Genomic DNA, 21753 nt, shown 5'->3' with positions numbered 1-21753 from the left:
ATTAATGAGCAGCCCGAAAGCGACGAAGCCGCAGGGCATTGCCCAGCACGAACACACTCGACAAGGCCATCGCGCCCGCCGCGAACACGGGCGAGAGAAGGATACCGAATCCGGGGAAAAGCGCGCCCGCCGCCACAGGGATGAGCGCCGTATTGTAAGCGAATGCCCAGAATAGGTTCTGTCGAATGTTGCCGATTGTCGCCTTCGACAACGCTATCGCGTTGGGCACGCCTTGCAGGCTGCCTGACATCAGTACGACGTCGGCGGCTTCGATTGCTATGTCCGTGCCCGTCCCAATGGCGAGACCTACATCCGCCTCCGCCAAGGCCGGGGCGTCGTTGATTCCGTCGCCGACGAAGGCCACCTTGCCATATTGTTCCTTGAGACGGCGAACCGCATCAACCTTGCCGTCCGGCAACACCTCCGCCGCCACGTCATCGATCCCGAGTTGAGCGGCGATGGCCTTGGCGGTGCGCATGTTGTCCCCGGTGATCATCGCAACCTTCAGGCCAAGACCGTGCAACGCCTTGATTGCGGCGGGCGTGGTCTCCTTGATCGGGTCGGCCACTGCGATGATCGCCGCGATCTTTCCCTCTATCGCAGCATAGAGCGGCGACTTACCCTCGTTACCGAGACGTTCGGCCGTCTCGCTAAACTGCGCAACGTCATGACCGAGCTCGACCATGTATCGATCAGCGCCGATTTCGACGCGCCGACCCTCGACCAAAGCTTTCACACCGAAGCCTGTTACCGATTCAAAGTCAGACACCGCCGGCATCCGAACGCCTTCCGCAGCGGCCGCATCCACGATCGCCCGCGCGATTGGATGTTCCGATTTCGCCTCGACAGCAGCCACCGTACCCAGAACCTCGGGTCGGTCGAAGCCTGCGGCAAGTTCCAGATCGGTCAAGGCCGGCTTTCCTTCGGTTAGCGTACCCGTCTTGTCCACGGCGACCACACTGGCGTCTTTCAGCAACTGGAGCGCCTCGCCTTTGCGAAAGAGGACCCCCAGCTCCGCACCGCGGCCTGTGCCGACCATGATGGACGTCGGCGTAGCCAGACCCATGGCGCAGGGGCAGGCGATGATCAGGACGGCGACAGCGTTGACCAGCGCGAAGGTGAGGGCGGGCGACGGCCCGAAATACAGCCAGGAAGCAAAAGTGAACGCCGCTACCACAAAGACCGCTGGCACAAACCACATGGTTACCTTGTCGACCAGCGCCTGGATGGGAAGTTTGGAACCCTGTGCCTCCTCCACCATACGGATGATCTGCGACAGAACCGTATCCCCGCCGACCGCCGTCGCCCGGAAAGCGAAGGCGCCCTTCTGGTTGACAGTGCCGCCCACGACCACGCTACCGATCGCCTTCGAGACCGGAACAGGTTCTCCGGTAATCATCGACTCATCGACATAGCTATCACCTTCGACCACTTCACCATCGACGGGAATGCGTTCGCCGGGGCGAACCTCAACGATGTCGTCGGAAGTCACCGAACCGATCGGCAAGTCGACCGTCTTGCCATCCCTGCGAACCCGCGCAGTCTTTGCCTGAAGGCCGACCAGCCGCTTGATCGCCTCGGACGTGCGCCCTTTGGCACGGGCTTCCAGCAAGCGGCCAAGCAGGATGAGAGTGACTATGACTGCCGCAGCTTCGAAATAAACGTTGATCGTTCCAGGCGGGAGGAAGCCCGGTGCGAAGGTTGCAACCAAGGAGTAGCCGTAGGCAGCAAGCGAACCGACCGCCACCAGTGAATTCATGTCGGGCGCCATCCGCCAGAGGGCTGGAATTCCCTTGTCATAGAAGCGAATGCCCGGAACGAAGAGCACGAGGGTCGTCAGCACGAACTGGATGTACCAGCTCCACTGCATGCCGATTGTCGATTCGATCAATGCATGACCGCCTGGGATGACATGGGATCCCATTTCCATGAGAAAGACTGGAGCTGTAAGCACCGCAGCCATCGTGAAATCACGGGCCAGTTCGCGCCGCTCCGCTTCCTTTCTCTCCGCTTGCTCGGCATTTGCATCCTCGTGGTCAGGGCCGGCATTTGCGCGCACTACCTCGGCTTCGTAGCCAGCATCTGCGATGGCGGCGATCAACTCAGCCGTGTTGGCGCCGCCGCGCACCGTGGCCCGTTCCGTGGCCAGATTGACCACTGCCTCGGTAACCCCTGAAACAGCCTTCAAGGCGCGCTCGACCCGCCCGACACACGACGCGCATGTCATGCCTTGGATCGACAGCTCTACGAGGCCGGTCGGCCCTGCGGCCTGGGACGGCACCGAATAGCCGACCTTCTCGATCGCCTCGATCAGAATTGCCTTGTCAACATATGATCTGGTGGTGACATTCGCGCGTTCCGTAGCCAGATTGACCGATGCGGCCTCGACACCGGGAACAGCCTTCAGGGCTCGTTCGACTCGGCCAACGCACGACGCGCAGGTCATGCCCTCTATCGGCAGCGATATAGCTTCAGACATCTCATTGGTGCGGACGGGGGCATTCATCGCCTCTTCCTTTCTTATTCGAAGAATCAAATTCTGGAGGAGGATCAGGCTTCCAACGATAGGAAGGTCAATAGAATAAATCCTTGCATGTGACCCTTGACCTTACCATCGTTGGAAGGCCCATCTTGTTCAGCATGAGAGCCGAACAAAGGAGATTTCTCATGCTGCTCAAGATCGAAAACATGACCTGCGGCGGCTGCGCCAAGTCGGTGACAAAGGCGATCCAGTCCGTCGACCCGAACGCTACGGTCAAGCCGGACCCCGCCGCTCGCACGGTCAAGGTCGAGACGGCGGCGACCATCGCCGATATCGAACGCGTTCTGGAAGAAGCCGGCTATCCTGCGGCCGCGACCTGATGAGGATGAAACGATGAACAGGCTAACCCCGATTTTCATAGGTGGCGCAATCGCCATCAGCGTGGGCCTGGCACTTGCTCAAACCCAGATGGATAACAATGGCGCTATGCAGGGACACAATATGCCCGGCATGAACATGCAGGGCATGGACATGTCCGCCGCGGACGAACTCTCGACCAAGGCTTACATGGCCGTCATGGAAAGCATGCAGAAGAACATGCTGATGGACTATTCAGGCGATGCCGATGTTGACTTCATGCGCGGCATGATTCCCCATCATCAGGGCGCTATCGACATGGCAAAGGTCGTTCTCGAGTACGGTCGCGACCCTGAGGTCCGCAAGCTCGCAGAAGACGTGATCAAAGCCCAGGAAGGCGAGATCGCGATGATGAAGAAATGGCTCGCCGATCGTGGCAAGTAACGCCTGTCGGGCGGCTTCTTGAGCCGCCCGACCAATCCCTGCATCTTACACAGGCTCGGGAGAGGGCGCGCTATTCCGCGTTTGACCCTGTCGAGCCCGGAGACCACGACGTTGCCATAGAACGCGCCATGCTAAGCAACCTTCGGAAGGCCGGGTTGTCATTACGTGGAGACCATACGCCGCTAAATGGCAAGATTTCCCCGAGAATTGCCCGATAGCACACGCCGGGGAACTGAGCCGCAGTCATCGCCTCGCTAACGACCGTCAATCCGCGGCCCAGAGCCACGAGTGGGAGCAGGTTCTCTCGTCCGACAAAATGGACGGTAATCTCGGGGTGCTGCCCCAGACCAGCCAAGCGCTGAACCAGGTAGTCATGAATTTCTCGGCCGGGCGCCACGTCATTCACGATGAAAGTTTCATCAACGAGGTCGGTCCAATCTACCTCGTCGCGCGCGGCTAACGAGTGATCCTCCGGTAGAACCGCAAAGACGCGCTCAGACCAAAAGTACGAGGTGTCGCAATCAGACCAGAGGCGGGTGCCGGTAAGGAAGGCGACGTCAAGAGAAAACTGGCGAATCGCCGCCACATGCTCTGAAGGATTGCCATCGATGAGTTCAACCTGAACCCTCGGATGCGCGCGATGATATGCACGCAATAGTTCTGCGAGAAACCCCGAGGCAATCGATGAGAATATTCCGATCCTCACGAAGCCGCTTTCAGAACGCCCTATGGCAGCAATATCTTCGGCTCCGTCGTCAACGTTTCTGAGAATTTGTCTTGCCCGTCCAAGGAACCGTTGCCCTGCATGGGTCAGCGAGATCCCCCAGGTGTGCCGGTGAAACAGCGAGGCGCCGAATTGAACCTCAAGGTCAGCAATACATCGACTGACCGCTGATTGCGATAGCCCGATGGCCGCCCCAGCTTTGCGGAAGCTGCCATGCTCGGCCACGACCACAAAGGTGTTAAGGTGACGCAGCTCTATTGCAGGTGGTCGCCTAGCCATGTCAGCAGCCTCCTACGAGGCGCGAGGCCGTTTAATTCAGGAGATGCCAAATCCAACGGCTCGCGCCACTGTTCGGGTCCAAGCTGTCTGATACCCGCGTCGATCACCGTCGCCCCTCGTTCGCTCGTATCCGTGCAACGACGAGTCGCGCAGCGAGTAAAGGGTTTCGGATCTGGCATGTCGCGATTCGAAGTGCCGTTGGTCATGCTGCGCTCTCGCTATCTGAAGCTGATTCATTGGAGGTCAGCGGCTATCTTGGTCGGCACGCCTTTCGTGATGATTATGTCCATGTGCGCCATGCTTCCGATGCATGAAGATATGGAGTACCGGACAAGCCAGAATGAGAAGCCAAGGCAACCAGCCCAGAGTGTGAGCACGATGCTCCGTGATGAGGTAAAAGGCGGCGATTGCGAGAAAGCCATAGAAGGCGACGCTGCTCGCTGTAAGCTTGGATCGTTGAGCGTTACCGCCCGTTTGCCTATCAGAGTTCTGGTCCATATTGCTCCTCCAGTATCGCGCGTGGCCTCGGCAGGTGCATGTGTGCCGCGACACCGCCTGTAAGCCGACCGCGAGGCAACTGCTGTTGAGATAGCAATGGCCGTCTGGGGGAGTCTTTAATCTCGATTAAGGTGTCGGGAACGACGAGGCTACCCTGCGCGGTTCGCCAAAAGGCCAACCTGGACGGATCCGGTTCGACTTCTCGCACATCAATGTGGAGGGCTTCGGTGGCCAGAGGAGCTACGCCATCACTGCTTTGATCGGGAACGGACACGCCGCTCCCCGTCGACACAATTCGGCGCGCTATTGAGGAGAGCTTGGCAGATCCCTTGTGGCCCATGGACTAGGCATGTGGCAGCGCCTCGAATCCGCAAACCAGATCGTCGACCGGACACGAGCAGGAACCGATCCTCACATCTACTCCGCATAGCACGAGCCGATCGCGGTCCGCGTCTGCGATGAAGCCGCACACGAGTCTAGTTGCGCTGCTGATCGCGATCATCGCGCATGTCGCCTCACTGGTGCGGTCGGCATTCGGCATATAGTCGCGGCAGCGAGTGACCGGATCGACCAGCAGGATTCCGTCGCATTTTGCGAAGAATGGGCTCAGCATCGTCCGTCGTCGAGTGCGAGCGACGAGAACCGCAACCCAGGTCTTCCGATCTGCCCGCAACAGCGCCATCGATGACATGCGTGACCCGCTGGAACAAGTTTCTGGATGTGACGAAATCATCACCTTGCGCGCCGCACTTTAACCTCGATCAAGCACATCGACCCTCGTCCCGGCGGATTGGTCGCGTTCCCGACACGAATTGACACCCTGCCGCGAACCTCCGCCCTGGACCTTGATCTGAATCAATTTGAGGTGGCTGTACATATAGTATGTGTTCCGGATCGGGGTATTCGCTCTATGTTGAAAGGGCGAGCCGTTCGATTGCGGAATCGAGGAATGCTCAGGTATTTGGCAGCACTGATGGTCTGCATGCTCGTTCTGGCGATCCAGGCCGGGCCAGCCATGGCGCATAACGGTGATTTCACGCCGTCCGGCACCGAAATCCGGCTTGCGAACGCCGAGTTCAGGGCCTCTGCAGCGGCCCAGGAAGACTGCCCGACCGACGCCAGTTGCTGCAAAGCCATCTGCGCTCCGTGCTTTGCACCGCTATGCACTTACCAAGGCGGACTCACCATCATCGGTTCCTGGACCACCAAATCATTTGCGCCAAGGCAAACCTGCCTGCGGTCGTTCATTCTTGGCCGCGACCCTCCCGTACCCCGAAATCAAATCCTCTAGGCGGCGTTCCGCGGCTAAAACCCTGTCGCCAGATTGGATCAACACTCTGGTTCCTGGAGATTTGTCGTGTTCGCGCCCACCTGATCCCCGGCGCAAAGCTGCGTCGGCGCACAGGTCCTCACGTCAGGATTGATTGCCTGTTCGGATAGCCACCGAGACGGGCTCCGCGCCCCGGAGGTGCAACATGAACTTGGATCGCTCTTTTTTCTCCCCCGAGCCCGCCCGATCATTTCAAAGCGCCAATTTGGCCATGATCAACGGCGCTTGGAGCAGCTTGCTGCCAAACAACCCCCCAGCAGACGGCGCTTCAAACGCCGAAAATGCCATTGTTCCTCAATCATCGAAGGCTTTGACGCTCTCAAGTCACGGCACCCATACGTCTGCTTCGCTTGGCGCCGTGTCTCCTCCGATCGATGCAAACCGCCTCATTCGGGGGTTCAGGACCGGCGACCGAAAATTCGACGCAGGCAACGAAATCCTCGGTATTGGGTCCACTACCGGTTCTTTGTTCAACCTTCTTGACGGTTGGATAGCGGTATATTCCTTGCTTCCCGATGGCCGGCGACAGATCGTGCATTTCGCATTGCCAGGCGCAGTGCTGGGGGTGCTCTCGTCCGGTCACATGCCCTCAAACGTCGGCGCGCAGGCCCTGACGGACGTAGTCGTTTCCGTCGTTCCGATGTCCGTTCTGAAATCGCGCCTGCGGGAAGACCCGGAAATCGGCTTGAGACTCGCGCAATCTGTAGCGCGCGAACGCGATCTTGCCTTCGATCACCTGACGAGTATCGGGCGTCGCTCGGCACGAGAGCGCGTCGCCCATCTCCTGCTGGAGCTGTTCACGCGATATCGGGCGCAATGGCCCGGCAACCGCATCGAAGAGATGGCGCTTCCCCTAACTCAAGAACAGATCGGCGATGCGACGGGCCTGACATTCGTTCATGTCAACCGTGTCCTCAGTTCCCTGCGGAAGGAGGGAATCGTTCAATTTCAATACCGGCGTCTTCGAATCCTCAATCCGGATAAGTTGATCGAGGTCGCGGGAGTGGATGTGGAGATCGCGAAGGCGTGGCTCGATCAAAACTCTTCGCGATCAGATGATCGAAGGCGGACCACATAGGCCGGTCCGCCATGCGACAGCCGGATGCGCGTTATCGCGGTGACCAATCCCGACCGACAGGTGAATACTGGAGCAAGGGCCGATGGTCCGGCATTGGTTACCGCCTGAAGGCGGGCGTCTTCCGCTCGATCTCATGCGCACAAGCCGCCGGTCCGCCGGAAATCGTCTGTAGCGATCCCGAACGCCGGTCGTTCTTCACCCTGCCGCAGCGCTTGCGAGCGGCTCATCGGGCGTGAAGAATACGTCGGCGTGCATATCCTCGACGCGGAGCCTCCGGTTGGTGGCAACCACCATGACGGCCTCCACCATCGGTGGCGGCCCGGCGATATATGCCTTCCAGCCGTCGAGATCTGGCAGATCCTTTGCGACCACAGCATCGACATAACCGGTTCGCAAAGCCGTGCCCGACGCCTGGTCGGACAGAACAGGGGTAAATGCCAGATTTCCGTGGATGGACGCGAGACCCTCAAAGTGGTCGACGAGATACAGATCGTTTTCCGTCCGCACCCCGAAATAGACGTGAATGGGTTGTCTCATCCCCCGTGCCAGCGCGGTTTCAACGATCGACTTGATCGGGGCGAGGCCCGATCCGCCCGCCACACAGAGAATTGGGCCGGCATGCTTCTCGCGCAGAAAGGACGAGCCGAAAGGCCCCTCGACCATGACCGGGTCCCCGAGATCGAGCACTGAATGAATGAGGTTAGAGGCCACGCCATCCGGCACGCGACGAATGTGAAATTCCAGCTCGTCGGCGCCCGGCGGGTTCGCCATCGAATAATCTCGTGTCGGCGTGGCCGGAAATGTCACGCGCGCGAACTGGCCGGCCGTAAAGGAGGCAGGCCGACCGTCTTTCGGGCGAACCCGGACAATTTTGATATCGTGGGTGACATCCTCAATGCCAACAACGCTACACTGGAGGCGTCGACGTGGATGGTCGGCCAGCTCGTCCGCACCACCCAGCCATGTAACGGTGGCGTCGGTTTTGGGGATTGCCCGGCAGGCGAGTATCAGCCCCTCAGCTTTCTCCTCGACGGAGAGCGCGAAACGCGAATGCTCCCGAAGGTCGACCTCGCCGGAGTTGAGGCGGGATTTACATGACCCGCAGCGTCCGGATCGGCAGCCGTGCGGATAGGCGATGCCGCTTGCAAGCGCGGCCTCGAGTATCGTCTGGCCTAGCGCGACTTCGATGCTGGCTCCAGCCTGCGGCAGGTCCACTCGTTTGCTGTTCATGACCATATCACTCATGCGGGCGTCGACAAGTCGAGGGCGGCCATGAGTCCGGGCTTCTGGCTCGCAAACGTCCCGTAGAAGATCTGCGACCCGACGATGGTTATCGGTGCGACCCGCACCCCGGTTCGCGCTTTCGCTTCCTCCATCACTGATGGATCGGTCAGATCGCGCTCCTGGAACGTGATGTCTTGTTCTTTGAGCCAGGTCTTGAGCGCCCGGCAGTCCGGGCAAGTGGGTGTCGTATAGATGATGACGCTGTTTGTGCTGGAATGCTTCATCTGTCGTCTCCTTTCGATTTGACAGTTCTTCATCCAGCTTGCGGTTTCCAACGATGGCAGGGTCAAGAAGATTTATTAAGGGTTGACCTTACCATCGTTGGAAGCCCCAATCTCCTTGGACGCGAACAACAGAGGAGGTCCCTATGCTTCGCTTCCAGGTCCCGAACATGACATGCGGCGGCTGCGCAAAATCAGTGACCAAGGCGCTTTTGAGCGTCGACGGGATGGCCCGGATCGAGACTGATCCTGACAAACGCAAGGTCCTGATCGAGACGAGCGCCGACAGGGCAGCCCTTGTCGCCGTTCTCGAAGAAGCAGGTTACCCGGCAGACACTCCTGAATCATCGGGGTGAGAGGCGTTTCGCCACAGCGCCCTGTTTCCGAACAAGCGGGAAGAACGGTCGGCGGCGCGGCCCCATCGCCTCAGCCGAGCCGCAAGAACTTAATCTGGATCAAAGATTCGGAACGTCGGACCGAAGACCTTTGCACCGAAGATTCTGCCCTGCCGAGAACTGGCCAGTGTCACGGAACAAGAATGGCCTGCATTCCGAGTTATCGCCAATGGCCAGTGAAGGACAACATCGAATGAGCTCATCGCATAGCCAACACGGCAACCACCACGCACATCATCGGACGGCTGCCAACGGTCCGCACCACGACCACGCGGCCGCAAGCATCGTCTCGGCAGCCGGCTCAACCCATGCCGAACATACCGGGCACGGCGGACACGATCATGCGGAGATGGTCGCCGACTTTCGCCGCCGCTTCTGGGTTTCGCTCATTCTCACGCCGCCCGTCCTGCTTCTGTCTCCGATGATCCGCCATTGGCTCGGCCTGACCGAGCTATTGTCGTTTCCGGGCGACGGTCTCGTGCTCTTCGTCCTCTCGACCATCGCCTACGTCTATGGCGGCTGGCCGTTCCTGACCGGCTTCACCTCGGAGCTGCGCAAGGGCCAGCCCGGCATGATGACGCTGATCGCGCTCGCGATCTCGGCCGCCTATTTCTTCTCGGCGGCGGTCACCTTCGGGTTCCCCGGCGAAGCCTTCTATTGGGAATTGGTGACGCTCATCGCCATCATGCTGCTCGGCCACTGGGTGGAGATGCGTTCCGTCATGGGGGCTTCCCGCGCGCTGGAGGAACTGGTGCGCCTGCTTCCAGACAGCGCGACGCGGATCGATGCGGACGGCTCGACGCATGAAGTAGCGATCTCCGCCCTCCAGCCCGGCGACCGCGTCATCGTCCGGCCGGGCGCGAAGGTGCCGGTCGATGGCGAGATCATCGAGGGATCGTCCGCCTTCAACGAGGCGATGCTGACAGGCGAATCGCGGCCTGTTTCCAAGACCGTCGGCGCGCCAGCCATCGGCGGGGCGATCAACGGCGCCAATGCCGTGACGATCAAGGTGACGGCGACGGGGGACGCGACCTATCTGTCTCAGGTCATCGACCTCGTAAAGAAGGCGCAGGCGACCCGTTCCAAGACCCAGGACCTCGCCAACCGGGCAGCCGCCTGGCTCACCTATATCGCCCTCGTCGTCGGCTTCGGGACGCTTTTCGTCTGGTGGATCGTTCTCGGATCGCCCCTGGAGTTCGCTCTGGAGCGCATGGTGACGGTCATGGTCGTGGCCTGCCCGCATGCACTCGGCCTCGCCGTGCCCCTGGTGGTGGCCGTCAGCACATCGCTGAGCGCGAGCAACGGTCTGTTGATCCGCGACCGGGCCGCTTTCGAGCGCGCGCGCAATCTTGATGCAACGGTCTTCGACAAGACAGGGACGCTGACGGAAGGACGTTTCGGCGTCAGCGATATTGTCCTTCTGTCCGCTGGCGACGAAAGCCAGGAATTGGCGTTCGCCGCCGCAGCGGAGAGTCAGTCGGAACACCCAATTGCACATGGCATCGTCGCTGAAGCCAAGAAGCGCGGCATCGCGATCCCCAAGGCCACCGAGGTCAGCAATATCACCGGCGAAGGCATCACCGCCAAGGTTGACGGCGAGGAGCTTCGGATCGTCAGCCCCGGCCATCTCGCTCGGCAAGGCAGCCCGATCGATCATCCGAAGCTCAAGGAGCTGGAAGCAGACGGCAAGACGGTGGTTGTACTTGTCCGCGATGGCGCGCCGCGCGCGCTCTTCGCGCTTGCCGACATCGTGCGTAGCGAATCGAGAGAAGCCATCGCCGAACTGAATCGCCTTGGCATAAAGTCGGTGATGCTGACGGGCGATGCGAAGGGCGTTGCGGAATCGGTATCCAGGGAACTCGGCATCTCCGAATATTTCGCCGAGGTGCTTCCCGATCAGAAGTCGGACAAGATCAAGGAATTGCAATCGCGTGGCCTTTCGGTGGCGATGGTGGGCGATGGCGTCAACGATGCGCCAGCTCTTGTCCAGGCCGATCTCGGCGTCGCCATCGGCGCTGGTACGGATGTCGCCGTGGAATCCGCCGATGTGGTCCTCGTCAAAAGCGATCCGCGCGATGTGGCGGCCATTCTCGGTCTCTCGCGCGCGACCTACCGTAAGATGGTCCAGAATCTGATCTGGGCGACTGCCTACAATACCGTGGCGATCCCCATGGCCGCCGGCATCACCTTCGGGACCGGCTTCCTGATGACGCCGGCCGTAGCTGCGGTCTTCATGTCGGCCAGCACCATCATCGTCGCCATCAACGCGCAGTTCCTGCGCCGCTACCGCAGGAACGGATGACCCACATGGATACGACGAACCACGCTTCGAGCCATGTGATCCTTCCCCTTCCGGGAAACGACGCCTTTGCCCAGCGCCTCGCCAGCGAGGGCGGTTGGCCGCTCGGCAACCTCGAAACCCGGAATTTCCCCGACGGCGAAAGCTATCTCCGCATCCTGTGCGACGTGACCGACAAAGCGGTCATTTTGGTCAGCACCCTGTCTCACCCCGATGAAGGCTTTCTGCGGCTGGTCTTCGCCGCCGACGCCGTACGATCACTGGGCGCCAGAGAGGTAACGCTGATCGCCCCGTACCTCGCCTATATGCGGCAAGATCGGCGCTTTCGACCGGGCGAGGCGGTCACGTCCCGCACATTCGCAAGACTCGTATCGGCAACCTTCGATCGCCTGATTACCGTCGACCCGCACTTGCATCGCCATCCAACACTTTCGGCGATCTATTCCATTCCGACAGCGACGCTTCATGCGGCCCCGCTCCTTGCCGACTGGATAGGGTCGGAGGTCAAGGCCTCACTGCTTATCGGCCCTGATGAGGAAAGCGAGCAGTGGGTCTCGGCCATCGCGAAGCGCATCGATGCGCCACATGCGGTCCTGAGGAAAGTCCGACACGGCGATCGCGACGTCGAAATCGAACTTCCCGATCTCTCCGCCTGGCACGATCGTCAGCCTGTACTCGTGGATGACATCGCCTCATCAGGCCATACTCTTATCGAAGCGGCGAGGAAGTTGCGACTGCAAGGTCTGGCTCCGCCTGACGTCGCTGTCGTGCATGGCATCTTCGCGGGCGATTCGTATCAACAGCTTGCCCCGCTCTGCGGTCGCATCGTTTCGACCGACTCCGTTGTCCACGCCAGCAACCGTATTGAGCTTGCGCCGCTTATTGCCGCGCATCTCCGGACGGACACGGCGGCAGGGTCGGATCAGATCCGCCACCGCCGTCCTCCGGAGCCGCTCGATGCAGTGGAGCGCGCGGGCATCGACTCATTCCCCGCCAGCGATCCACCGCCATGGTTGGGGGGACATCGGTAGCGCTGTCGATAGATCGCACTCAACAAGCAGTCAAAAAAGGATCCCGAAAGCATGGCCGCAGCGACTCCCGAACTCTTCAAGGCATGGCGCGACGGCTATGGCCAGATCCGACATAGCGACGAAACCATCGAGCGCATTCAAACGCTGGCCATGTCGGGACGGATCGAACCTGATCGGCTCTACCGACTGCTCGCAGCGGCCGACCGCCTGACCTCGGCTGCCATGTGGACCATCGTCCACATGACCTATGCGAGGCGTGTCGATTTGTCCGGCGCTCCTCTGCCAGCCGACGCCTTCAAAACCGTTCCGGAGGGCCATACCGGCGGTTCGCTCAACATGGCCCCGGCTTTCGTCGGCTATCTGGTTGCCAACGCGATTTCGGCAACAACCCGATCGTGGCTTATGGGTCAGGGGCATTGCGTGGCGGCGATCGATGCAGTCAACGCGCTGACAGGCGACGTTTCGCAAGCTCAGCTCGGGCGCTATGATCGCAGCGAGAAAGGGCTGTCTCAACTCGCAGCCGATTTCTACTCCTACGCTATCGACGCGAGCGGCCGGCCGGGCGTGCCGATCGGCAGCCACGCCGGCCCAACCACCGCCGGTGCGATCTCGGAGGGCGGCTATCTCGGGTTCTCGGAAGTGCAGTACGTCCATGCGCCACTGACAGGCGAAAGCCTCGTCGCCTTTCTCAGCGATGGCGCGTTTGAGGAACAGCGCGGATCGGACTGGACGCCGCGCTGGTGGCGCTCGGAGGATTCCGGCTTCGTTGTTCCAGTGATGATCATGAACGGCCGCCGTATCGAGGAACGCGTCCAGATCGCGCAGCAAGGCGGGGCAGATTGGTTTGCCGATCATCTCAGCCTCAACGGATTCGCGCCGATGAGGATCGATGGCCGGGACCCCGCCGCCTTCGCTTGGGCCATCCTCTCAGCGGAAGAGCAGCTCACGCGCTTCGCGACCGATCCCAGCCGCCGCTATCCCGCACCCATTCCCTATGTCATCGCCGAGACTGTCAAAGGATTCGGCTTCCCCGGAGCGGGCACAAATGCCGCGCACAATCTTCCTCTGACGGGCAACCCGTCGCGAGACGAAGCGGCGCGTCAAGCCTTCAACGACGCTGCAAGGGCTCTATTCGTGCCGCCGGGCGACATTGATGACGCCGTGTCCGAGATTGCCATTCATGAGAGGCAGGGCCGCGTTCCCGAAAGCAAGCATCCTCTGGCATCCCGTAATCCCGCAGCGCCGCACCTGCCCGAACCTGACTGGTCCCAGGAAGGTTACCCCTCCTACTGCGCCATGCATGCAATAGATCGCTGGTTTGTCCGGGTCGTCGATGCCAATCCCGGCCTTCGTCCGCGGGTCGGCAATCCCGATGAACTCCGCTCGAACCATATGGGCGCAACGCTCGACAGGCTTCGCCACCGCGTAAACCAGTCGGAGCCTGGCGTTGCCGATGCCGTCGACGGCGCGGTTATCACGGCCCTGAATGAGGAAGCCGTGGCCGGTGCGGCGCTCGCCAACAAGGGCGGCATCAATCTGATCGTCAGTTACGAAGCCTTCGCGATGAAGATGCTAGGCGGCCTGCGCCAGGAGATCATCTTCTCCCGCCACCAACGGGAAGCGGGCAAAACGCCGGGCTGGATCTCCGTGCCGCTCGTCGTCACATCGCACACCTGGGAGAACGCAAAGAACGAACAGTCACACCAGGATCCGACGATTGGCGAGGCCCTGTTGGGCGAGATGTCGGATACGTCCCGCGTGCTGTTTCCCGTCGATGCGAACAGCGCTGCCGCGGCGCTGCGGTCGGTCTATCGCGGGCGCGGCCAAGTAGCTTGCCTTATCGTGTCCAAGCGCGACATGCCTCACCGTCTCGACGCCGAGGCGGCCGAGCGCTTCGTCAACATAGGTGCGGCTCATATCGACGGCGACCCGGATGGAGCGGCACTCCAGCTCGTCACGATCGGCGCCTATCAACTCGAAGAAGCTCTCAAGGCCGCCCACCGGCTGAAAGCGCATGGTCGACGGGTCGTCGTCACGGCGATTTCGGAGCCTGGACGCTTTCGGGCGCCGCGCGATCCGCTCGAGGCCGAATTCACAGCGCGCGATGACCAGCTTGCAAGCCTTTTCCCACCCGATCTGCCCCGCCTTATCGTCACTCACACCCGCCCAGAACCGATGGTCGGCCTGCTTCGACGGCTAGACGGCGGCCCGAAACGGACCGCGGCGCATGGATATATCAGTCGTGGCGGCACGCTGGATGTTTCCGGCATGCTTTTCGCCAACCGCTGCTCATGGGCGCACCTTGTCGACGCATCCGCACGGCTCTCGGACTGGTCGCGCGATGAACTGCTCACCCTGGCCGAACGCAACGCAATCGATGGATGTGGCGCTCCTGCCGATCTGTCCAAAGCACAAGATTGAGGGCAACATGCTCACACTAACTTCGCTTGGCGGTGCGGGAACCGTCACCGGCTCGAAACATCTCCTCACCAATGGCGACAAGCGCATCCTGATCGATTGCGGCCTGTTCCAGGGCCTGAAGAACCTGCGCGAACTCAACTGGGCAGCACTTCCGGTTACGCCATCGAGCATCGACGCCGTCGTCCTGACGCATGCCCACCTCGACCATTCCGGCTATTTGCCCAAGCTCGTTCGAGATGGCTTCCGCGGCCGAATCTACTCTACCGAGGCGACGCGCGACGTTGCCGAGCTGATCCTGAAGGACAGCGGCCACCTCCAGGAAAAGGATGCCGAATACGCCAATCGAAAGGGCTTTTCGAAGCACAAGCCTGCGCTTGCGCTCTACGGCATCCGCGACGCCGAGCACTCCCTCGAATTCTTCTCGCCCGAACCTTTCGACAAGCCCATTCACCTTCCAGGCAATGCGACACTGACCTTCCGCCATGCCGGGCATATCTTGGGCGCGGCTATCGCGGAAATCGAATGGGCAGGGCGTCGAGTCGCTTTCTCGGGCGATCTCGGCCGCTACGATGACCCCGTTCTTCCCGACCCCACGGCTGTCGAAAACGCCGACTACGTCGTAATCGAGTCGACCTACGGAAATCGCATCCACGATCAGGTCGATCCCACAGAGGCTTTGGGAAGCGTCATTGAGCGCACGACCGCCAGGGGCGGAACCGTTGTGATCCCCGCCTTCGCGGTTGGGCGAGCCCAATCACTTCTCTACCATCTCTGGAAGCTGAGAATGAATGGCCGTCTCGGAAAGATTCCCATCTATCTCGACAGCCCCATGGCGATCGACGCAACGGATTTGCTGCATGCGCATCGTTCCGATCACCGGCTGAGCCCGCAGGAATGCAATGCGATTTGCTCGATCGCCACCTACACGCGCGACGTTGAGGGTTCCAAGGCGATCACCGCAAGCGCCTACCCGAAGATCGTTATTTCGGCGAGCGGCATGGCCACCGGTGGACGGGTCCTGCACCATCTCAAGGCGTTTGCCCCCGACAGCCGCAACACCATTCTCTTCTCGGGTTTTCAGGCAGCCGGAACGCGGGGCCGCGCTATGATGCAGGGCTCCCGCGAGATCAAAATCCATGGCCAGTGGATCCCGGTTCGGGCAGAGGTCGCGGACCTGTCCATGCTGTCGGCGCATGCCGACGCAAACGAGCTGATGCGCTGGCTGTCCGGCTTCCGTCGGCCGCCGTCCCGCGTGTTCATCGTGCATGGTGAAGACGATGCCTCCGAAGCGCTGCGCGTGCGGATCGACCGCGAGCTTGGATGGAACGCAGTCGTCTCACGCCAGAATCAGGCTTTCGACCTATGACGATCAACAACGTCGAACCCGAGGTTCCTTCTCAGCCGACGCTACGCGTGCGGCGCCTGCGGCTGCACACTCAGCACCAGGCCGTGGTGGTGATGCGCACCGATTGCCATGTCTGCCGCTCGGAGGGTCTGTCCGCGCGCACCCAGGTCCTCGTCTCGATCGGCGCGAGACAGGTACAGGCAACGCTCTTTCAGGTCGAAGGAGATGCATTGCTCGCTCAGGATGAAGTCGGTCTTTCTGAAACAGCCTGGCAGATCCTCGGCGTTAGCGAGAATGACAATGTGACGGTGACCCATCCTCCGGCCGTGGAGTCTCTGACGAGCGTGCGCCGTCGCATATATGGCAATCGCCTCGACGCGCACGCCTTTGCCGAAATCGTGAGCGACGTGGTCGCAGGCCGCTATACCGAGGTCCATCTCGCCGCCTTTCTGACCGCCAGTGCCGCGCTTCCTCTCGACGAGAGCGAGACTGTTGACCTCACGCGCGCCATGGTCGATGTCGGCGACCGGATGAGCTGGAATGCTCCGATCGTTGTGGACAAGCACTGTGTCGGCGGGTTGCCGGGCAATCGAACCACGCCGATCGTCGTCGCGATCGTGGCCGCCAATGGCCTTGTCATGCCGAAGACGTCTTCGCGCGCGATTACCTCGCCAGCCGGCACCGCCGACACAATGGAAACGCTTGCCCCTGTCGACCTCAGCATCGAAACCCTTCGACGCGTCGTGGAAGCAGAAGGCGGATGCATCGCCTGGGGCGGGGCGGTGCATCTCAGCCCCGCCGACGACATTTTCGTCCGGATCGAACGCGAACTCGACGTGGATACCGAGGGACAGCTTGTCGCTTCCGTCCTTTCAAAAAAAATCGCCGCTGGCTCGACGCATGTGGTTATCGACATCCCGGTTGGGGCAACCGCCAAGGTGCGCAGCGAAGCGGCCGCCGATCAGCTCGCCAGTCGCCTCAGCGCCGTCGCTGCCCGTTTCGATCTGGCCCTGACCTGCGTCCAGACCGACGGTTCGCAACCCGTCGGGCGCGGCATCGGCCCAGGTCTAGAAGCCTTCGACGTCCTGGCGGTTCTTCAAAACGCGCCGGATGCGCCGGACGATCTGCGACGCCGCGCGATCCTGTTGGCGGGCGCCGCGCTTGAGATCGGTGGAAAGGCCGCAAAGGGGAAAGGTGAAGCGCTTGCGTTGGCGACCTTGGTCGACGGTCGTGCCTGGTCGAAGTTCATGGCGATCTGCGAGGCGCAAGGCGGACTTCGTGAGCCACCGAAGGCCGCACAGGTTCATCCGTTGATCGCGTCGCGCGCCGGCCGCGTCGTCCATATCAACAATCGCAAAATCGCCCGACTCGCCAAGCTCGCCGGAGCGCCGGAGTCGAAGGCGGCAGGCGTCCAAATGGCCGTCCGCCTCGGCGACGAGATCGCCAGCGGCCAGCCGCTTTTGCACGTTCACGCCGAGACGGCTGGTGAACTTGGCTACGCACTGGACTATGCCGCGCATGCAGGCGACCTTTTCGAGGTCGAAAGTTGACGTGGCGGCTGTCCATTTGGATACGCCGGCACCGTTCGGCCGGCGCATTCTCGATCTACCAGCGCTTGATGCACTGGATGGTCCTTATCCTGTGTATCATCCAGGTCCCCACGGCCTGGGCGATCCAACGCACGCACATGGCGCACCTTTTCTTGAAACCTAAACCCTTCGACCTTTTCCTGCATCAGGTTCACGCCTGGAGCGGATGGCTGATTATGGCGCTGGCGCTCAGTCAACTTATTCTGCGCTTCACATATGGCCGACCACCTCCGATCCAGGGCATGTCGGTGCTTGAGCGCATGATCGCAGGGGTCACTCATGCGGTGCTCTACGGCCTATTGCTCGCACTGCCGATCACAGGCACGATCGCTATGTACGTGACGTTCCGCATCGCTTCCCTGCACAGCCTGCTGAGCTGGATGCTTCTGGTCGTTGCGACCACTCACGCCCTCGCTGCTCTGTGGCATCACTTCTGGCGTCGCGACGACGTGCTGCGGCGAATGATCAGGAACACGAAATAGCGCGCCGGACAGTCAGCCCACGGGTAAATTCTATCTAGTCGAGCGCGCTTCTCCGCGCGAGCAGCACACTCATTTGCGGAGATTGGCGCGCAGGTCGTTTCGGTGAGCGGCCTCGCAAGCATTGATCCCTACGTGTTTGATGCAGCGCAAAGTGATCATTCTGGATCTGCGCTAGATTTGCCCCCAGTTTCTACATTCAAGCAAACCGAAGGATGAGCCGTGGTGGCCGCCGGCGTGACAATGGTCAAGGCGTTCAGAAGGTCGCATAATTGGGCGACCGCCTTGCGGCGCGGGTTTATCCTTTTCCTCGCCATCGCGTTCGGGCTTACGGCGTTTCTCACAGATGGCGGGCATCAAGCGCGTGCTGCTTCAAGGGAGGGCATCCCGGCGCTCATGACTCAAGCTGGGGATTGTGCCGACCTCCTCGTGCGCATGCCCTGCGACAACGATACCCAACGCGGCGCCGAGCACCCGTGCGACAGCGGTCACTGCCTGTCGAGCCTCGGGTGCTTCCTCTGCGCTCCGCTGAACACGGCCTGGAGCTGGCGCACGTTGAACGGCGAGACAGTCTCGCCGGCTGCATCGCCCGTGCCCTCATCCGCGGAGTTGCGTCGTCAGAAGCGACCTCCGCGATCCATCTTGGTCATCTGAGCACCTTCGGCCTGTTCTGTCCGTGTGCTCCAGCCGACCCGAGGACTGGCACAATGCCTTAGTCTTCCGACCGTGCGCGTCCCAGGCCGCCCAACGATACGGCCGAGGAGACGAGCCGTTCTGCGTGACGCCGACGTGACATAGCCTCCAATCGTCGGCTGCCGGCGAGCCAGAAAGGGCCATGCACGGACCTTGCCGAAATCGGTAGGCAGCGGCACGCGAGGAAGTCTTCGGTATCCGCACGCCGGGCCACTTTTCAAACTCACCTCAAGATGTGCTCGAGCAGCCCGCAAGGCTGCGAGCCGAGGAGCTGAATACCATGTTAAAGACCCACTCGACCCGTTCGATTTCCATCACCGCGGCAGTCCTGACAGCAACCGCGATTCGCAGACGTGCGGCCATGCTGGCCTTCGCGACGGCATCGGCCCTGGTGCTTGCTATTCCGTTCGCCGCCACCGTCCGAGCGGAGCCTGCTGCAACCGGCTTCGTCTATACGGCCGATGAATTTGGCAACACCGTTAGCCGCATCGACCTTACCACGGAAAAGATCGACATCGTTCCGGTCCCGATCACGCCCCACAACGTGCAGTTCGTATCGGGAAAAGATTTGGTGCTGGCGGTGGGCCTGCCGGTCGCCGGCAAAGCTGAAGACGCTCATGCGTCCAATGGGGCTGGCCATGGCGGCGACGGACATGGTGATGCCGCTGTCGCAGGCCAATTGATCGTCCTCGACGCGGCCGATATTTCCTCCGGCGTGAAGGCGTCGATCCCCGTGGGTGGGCATCCTGCGCATGTGATCGCAGACGCGCAAGGCAATCGCGCCTACGTCTCGAATTCCGAAGACGACAGCTTGTCGGTCGTTGATCTTGCCAAGGGCGAGGTCGTCGCCACGGTCGGCACCGGCGACTACCCCCACGGCCTGCGGATGAGCCCGGATGGAAGCGCCATCTATGTCGCGAATGTCCAGGACGGTACTGTTTCGGTTATCGACACAACGGCGCTTTCGGAAGTTGCCAGGATCAAGGTAGGCGTTGCGCCCGTCCAGGTCGGCTTCACACCTGACGGAAAGCGGGTCTATGTCTCGCTGCGCGATGAAAACAAGGTCGCCGTTATCGACACGCAGTCGCGCGAGGTGATCGCACGCATCAATGTCGGCCGTTCGCCCATCCAGGTTTACGCCACGCCTGATGGCCGGCTGGTTTACGTCGCGAACCAGGGAACCGAAACGGAGCCGGATGAGACGGTCTCGGTTATCGATGTCGTAGGCGGGAATGTCGTGAAGACCATCCAGACGGACAAGGGCGCTCACGGCGTGACGGTCGTTGCCGACGGAGCCTTTGTCTTCGTCACCAACATCGTGGCCGGGACCGTTTCCCAGATCGACGTCGGCAGCCAGTCCGTGGTCAAGACATATGCTGTCGGCAAGGGACCGAACGGCGTCACCTATCAGGCGCAGTGATGCAACGTCGGGGCGGCGCTTCGCCGCCCCGCACGACCTAAGCCTCAAACCTAGGAGCAGGACGGCCGGCATGCAGGCTTCATCAATGGACAAAGGGTCGGCGAGGCTCTATTCTTTGCCCATGCTTCGCGCGTTGCTTATCATTGTTACAACCATCTCGCTTGCCGCTGCTTCTTTTGCCGTTCAAGCACACGAGACCCGCATGTCCGGGATGTTGGAACGCGCCGCGCTGACGTAGCACATGGAGCAAGCCTCTTCTTCGATGGCCGCTTGCAGCGAAGGGAAATCCTGCAAAGCAGATGCCGGATTGTGCGCCTTCGCCTGCGCCGGAATATCGGCCTGGCTTCCGGTTGTGCGTACTTCGGCAAAGCAAATCAGCTCGCGGCAAAAATATCCCTTCCCGCCGGATGCCGTCTTCGTTGCGGCAGCTCCCGGCCGGAATGATCGCCCTCCTATATCGCGCCTCCTCTGAGCCTGCGGCGGGGCTGATCCCGCTGCGATCCATTTGGACCTTTCAGGCGGGACAGATCGTCCCGAGGTGACGAATATGACGACCTTTTCACGACGCGGCTTCCTCGCCGCCAGCGCAGCCATGCTTGCTGCATCCCATTTCCCCATCAGGGCCTACGGCCAGGACGCGGCTGCGATCCGCCTGGCCGCCACCAGCCGCACGCTCGATATAGACAATCGACCGGCCACCGTTTTCGGACTTGCTGGTCCCAACGGGCAGGGGCTGCTCCTCGATCCGGGCGAGCGATTTCGGGTGGATCTGACCAACGATCTCGCCGAGTCCACGATCATTCATTGGCACGGCCAGATTCCCCCGAACGCTCAGGACGGCGTCCCGGATATGCCGCAGCCGCTTCTTCAGCCCAGTGAAACGCGCAGCTTCGATTTCGCGCCCCAGCCCGGAACGCACTGGATGCACAGCCATGTGCCGATCCAGGAAATGCGATTGCTCGCCGCGCCGCTGATCGTCCGGAGGGCAGAAGACCTATCCGCCGATCGGCAGGAAGTCGTCCTGTTCCTGCACGACTTCGCGTTCAAGACACCGGAAGAAGTGCTGGAAGAGATCACCAGCGCAAGCGCTGATGGACATGGCGCTGCCGGCATGTCACGCGCGATGCAAGGCATGAACCATGGCGGCATGCCTGGAATGAACCAGGGCGAGGCCGGGGGAATGGGCTCGATGGCCATGGATATGGGTAACATGGCGATGGATCTCAACGACTACGACTGGGATGCCTATCTCGCCAATGACCGAACCCTGTCCGATCCCGATGTCGTTCAGGTCGAACGCGGCGGCCGGGTTCGGCTCCGTGTCATCAACGCAGCCGCAGCCACCGTTTTCTGGATCGACACGGGCGAAGCACAAGCCCGGCTC

19 protein-coding genes are annotated in these 21753 nt (G+C 61.2%); 14 read left to right on the top strand and 5 right to left on the bottom strand.

Annotated features, from left to right (window positions below):
* Position 1: 1 nt before the first annotated feature.
* Entirely contained in the window at positions 2-2506 is a 2505-nt protein-coding gene (locus DYZ14_RS21820) for a heavy metal translocating P-type ATPase (RefSeq protein ID WP_112828961.1), read from the bottom strand.
* A 161-nt stretch (positions 2507-2667) separates the two neighbouring features.
* On the opposite strand from DYZ14_RS21820, the gene DYZ14_RS21815 reads away from it, so the two are divergent.
* On the top strand, positions 2668-2862 hold the full coding sequence (locus DYZ14_RS21815) for a heavy-metal-associated domain-containing protein (RefSeq protein WP_080843334.1): 195 nt from the start codon (positions 2668-2670) through the stop codon (positions 2860-2862).
* A gap of 13 nt (positions 2863-2875) precedes the next feature.
* A complete protein-coding gene (gene copM / locus DYZ14_RS21810; RefSeq protein WP_080843333.1) occupies positions 2876-3283 on the top strand; it encodes a CopM family metallochaperone in 408 nt (135 codons plus the stop codon).
* 70 nt (positions 3284-3353) lie between these two features.
* Here the strand turns inward: copM and DYZ14_RS21805 are convergent, their stop codons facing one another.
* Both DYZ14_RS21805 and DYZ14_RS21800 read right to left on the bottom strand, forming a co-directional pair.
* Positions 3354-4286, bottom strand: a complete 933-nt coding sequence (locus DYZ14_RS21805; RefSeq protein ID WP_154722642.1) for a LysR family transcriptional regulator — start codon at positions 4284-4286, stop codon at positions 3354-3356.
* Positions 4287-4529: 243 nt separating this feature from the next.
* Positions 4530-4784, bottom strand: coding sequence for a DUF2933 domain-containing protein (locus DYZ14_RS21800; RefSeq protein WP_080843331.1), 255 nt, complete (start codon positions 4782-4784; stop codon positions 4530-4532).
* A gap of 961 nt (positions 4785-5745) precedes the next feature.
* On the opposite strand from DYZ14_RS21800, the gene DYZ14_RS21795 reads away from it, so the two are divergent.
* Positions 5746-6075: a hypothetical protein gene (locus DYZ14_RS21795; RefSeq protein WP_142174938.1), complete on the top strand. Its 330-nt coding sequence runs from the start codon at positions 5746-5748 to the stop codon at positions 6073-6075.
* A gap of 184 nt (positions 6076-6259) precedes the next feature.
* A complete protein-coding gene (locus tag DYZ14_RS21790; RefSeq protein WP_225246838.1) occupies positions 6260-7192 on the top strand; it encodes a Crp/Fnr family transcriptional regulator in 933 nt (310 codons plus the stop codon).
* 195 nt (positions 7193-7387) lie between these two features.
* Here the strand turns inward: DYZ14_RS21790 and DYZ14_RS21785 are convergent, their stop codons facing one another.
* On the bottom strand, positions 7388-8422 hold the full coding sequence (locus DYZ14_RS21785; protein ID WP_080843376.1) for a 2Fe-2S iron-sulfur cluster-binding protein: 1035 nt from the start codon (positions 8420-8422) through the stop codon (positions 7388-7390).
* An 11-nt stretch (positions 8423-8433) separates the two neighbouring features.
* A complete protein-coding gene (locus DYZ14_RS21780) occupies positions 8434-8700 on the bottom strand; it encodes a glutaredoxin family protein (protein ID WP_080843328.1) in 267 nt (88 codons plus the stop codon).
* 143 nt (positions 8701-8843) lie between these two features.
* Here DYZ14_RS21780 and DYZ14_RS21775 point away from each other — a divergent pair, with 143 nt between their 5' ends.
* The 10 genes from DYZ14_RS21775 to DYZ14_RS21730 form a co-directional block, all read left to right on the top strand.
* Positions 8844-9053: a heavy-metal-associated domain-containing protein gene (locus DYZ14_RS21775; RefSeq protein WP_115672695.1), complete on the top strand. Its 210-nt coding sequence runs from the start codon at positions 8844-8846 to the stop codon at positions 9051-9053.
* A 232-nt stretch (positions 9054-9285) separates the two neighbouring features.
* The gene (locus DYZ14_RS21770; protein WP_080843326.1) at positions 9286-11394 is read left to right on the top strand and encodes a heavy metal translocating P-type ATPase; all 2109 of its coding nucleotides are present in this window, start codon (positions 9286-9288) and stop codon (positions 11392-11394) included.
* Between the two features lie 5 nt (positions 11395-11399).
* On the top strand, positions 11400-12422 hold the full coding sequence (locus DYZ14_RS21765) for a ribose-phosphate pyrophosphokinase (protein ID WP_115672701.1): 1023 nt from the start codon (positions 11400-11402) through the stop codon (positions 12420-12422).
* 51 nt (positions 12423-12473) lie between these two features.
* Positions 12474-14843: a xylulose 5-phosphate 3-epimerase gene (locus DYZ14_RS21760; RefSeq protein ID WP_154722641.1), complete on the top strand. Its 2370-nt coding sequence runs from the start codon at positions 12474-12476 to the stop codon at positions 14841-14843.
* Positions 14844-14850: 7 nt separating this feature from the next.
* Complete coding sequence (locus DYZ14_RS21755; RefSeq protein WP_080843374.1) at positions 14851-16209, top strand: MBL fold metallo-hydrolase RNA specificity domain-containing protein; 1359 nt, start codon at positions 14851-14853, stop codon at positions 16207-16209.
* Entirely contained in the window at positions 16206-17738 is a 1533-nt protein-coding gene (locus DYZ14_RS21750) for a thymidine phosphorylase family protein (protein ID WP_080843324.1), read from the top strand. Before DYZ14_RS21755 ends, DYZ14_RS21750 begins: the two co-directional genes overlap by 4 nt.
* Entirely contained in the window at positions 17735-18259 is a 525-nt protein-coding gene (locus DYZ14_RS21745; protein ID WP_052114352.1) for a cytochrome b, read from the top strand. The genes DYZ14_RS21750 and DYZ14_RS21745 overlap by 4 nt, the downstream gene beginning before the upstream one ends.
* 1051 nt (positions 18260-19310) lie before the next feature.
* Positions 19311-20369, top strand: coding sequence for a YVTN family beta-propeller repeat protein (locus DYZ14_RS21740; RefSeq protein ID WP_037094854.1), 1059 nt, complete (start codon positions 19311-19313; stop codon positions 20367-20369).
* A 70-nt stretch (positions 20370-20439) separates the two neighbouring features.
* A complete protein-coding gene (locus DYZ14_RS21735) occupies positions 20440-20607 on the top strand; it encodes a hypothetical protein (RefSeq protein ID WP_154722640.1) in 168 nt (55 codons plus the stop codon).
* 309 nt (positions 20608-20916) lie between these two features.
* Positions 20917-21753, top strand: an 837-nt coding sequence (locus DYZ14_RS21730; protein ID WP_154722639.1) for a multicopper oxidase domain-containing protein, incomplete at its 3' end; no start/stop codon positions are given.

The organism is Ciceribacter sp. T2.26MG-112.2, assembly GCF_900492205.1.
In the GTDB taxonomy this organism is placed as follows: domain Bacteria; phylum Pseudomonadota; class Alphaproteobacteria; order Rhizobiales; family Rhizobiaceae; genus Allorhizobium; species Allorhizobium naphthalenivorans_A.
The sequence above is the reverse complement of the archived record's forward strand: the minus strand, read 5'-3'. Positions and strand labels throughout refer to the sequence as shown.

Excerpts from the sequence above, each read along its gene's own strand:
- DYZ14_RS21820 (WP_112828961.1), bottom strand. The coding sequence starts at position 2,506 with ATGAATGCCCCCGTCCGCACCAATGAGATGTCTGAAGCTATATCGCTG.
- DYZ14_RS21815 (WP_080843334.1), top strand. The coding sequence starts at position 2,668 with ATGCTGCTCAAGATCGAAAACATGACCTGCGGCGGCTGCGCCAAGTCG.
- copM (WP_080843333.1), top strand. The coding sequence starts at position 2,876 with ATGAACAGGCTAACCCCGATTTTCATAGGTGGCGCAATCGCCATCAGC.
- DYZ14_RS21805 (WP_154722642.1), bottom strand. The coding sequence starts at position 4,286 with ATGGCTAGGCGACCACCTGCAATAGAGCTGCGTCACCTTAACACCTTT.
- DYZ14_RS21800 (WP_080843331.1), bottom strand. The coding sequence starts at position 4,784 with ATGGACCAGAACTCTGATAGGCAAACGGGCGGTAACGCTCAACGATCC.
- DYZ14_RS21790 (WP_225246838.1), top strand. The coding sequence starts at position 6,260 with ATGAACTTGGATCGCTCTTTTTTCTCCCCCGAGCCCGCCCGATCATTT.
- DYZ14_RS21785 (WP_080843376.1), bottom strand. The coding sequence starts at position 8,422 with ATGAACAGCAAACGAGTGGACCTGCCGCAGGCTGGAGCCAGCATCGAA.
- DYZ14_RS21780 (WP_080843328.1), bottom strand. The coding sequence starts at position 8,700 with ATGAAGCATTCCAGCACAAACAGCGTCATCATCTATACGACACCCACT.
- DYZ14_RS21775 (WP_115672695.1), top strand. The coding sequence starts at position 8,844 with ATGCTTCGCTTCCAGGTCCCGAACATGACATGCGGCGGCTGCGCAAAA.
- DYZ14_RS21770 (WP_080843326.1), top strand. The coding sequence starts at position 9,286 with ATGAGCTCATCGCATAGCCAACACGGCAACCACCACGCACATCATCGG.
- DYZ14_RS21765 (WP_115672701.1), top strand. The coding sequence starts at position 11,400 with ATGGATACGACGAACCACGCTTCGAGCCATGTGATCCTTCCCCTTCCG.
- DYZ14_RS21760 (WP_154722641.1), top strand. The coding sequence starts at position 12,474 with ATGGCCGCAGCGACTCCCGAACTCTTCAAGGCATGGCGCGACGGCTAT.
- DYZ14_RS21755 (WP_080843374.1), top strand. The coding sequence starts at position 14,851 with ATGCTCACACTAACTTCGCTTGGCGGTGCGGGAACCGTCACCGGCTCG.
- DYZ14_RS21750 (WP_080843324.1), top strand. The coding sequence starts at position 16,206 with ATGACGATCAACAACGTCGAACCCGAGGTTCCTTCTCAGCCGACGCTA.
- DYZ14_RS21740 (WP_037094854.1), top strand. The coding sequence starts at position 19,311 with ATGCTGGCCTTCGCGACGGCATCGGCCCTGGTGCTTGCTATTCCGTTC.
- DYZ14_RS21735 (WP_154722640.1), top strand. The coding sequence starts at position 20,440 with ATGCAGGCTTCATCAATGGACAAAGGGTCGGCGAGGCTCTATTCTTTG.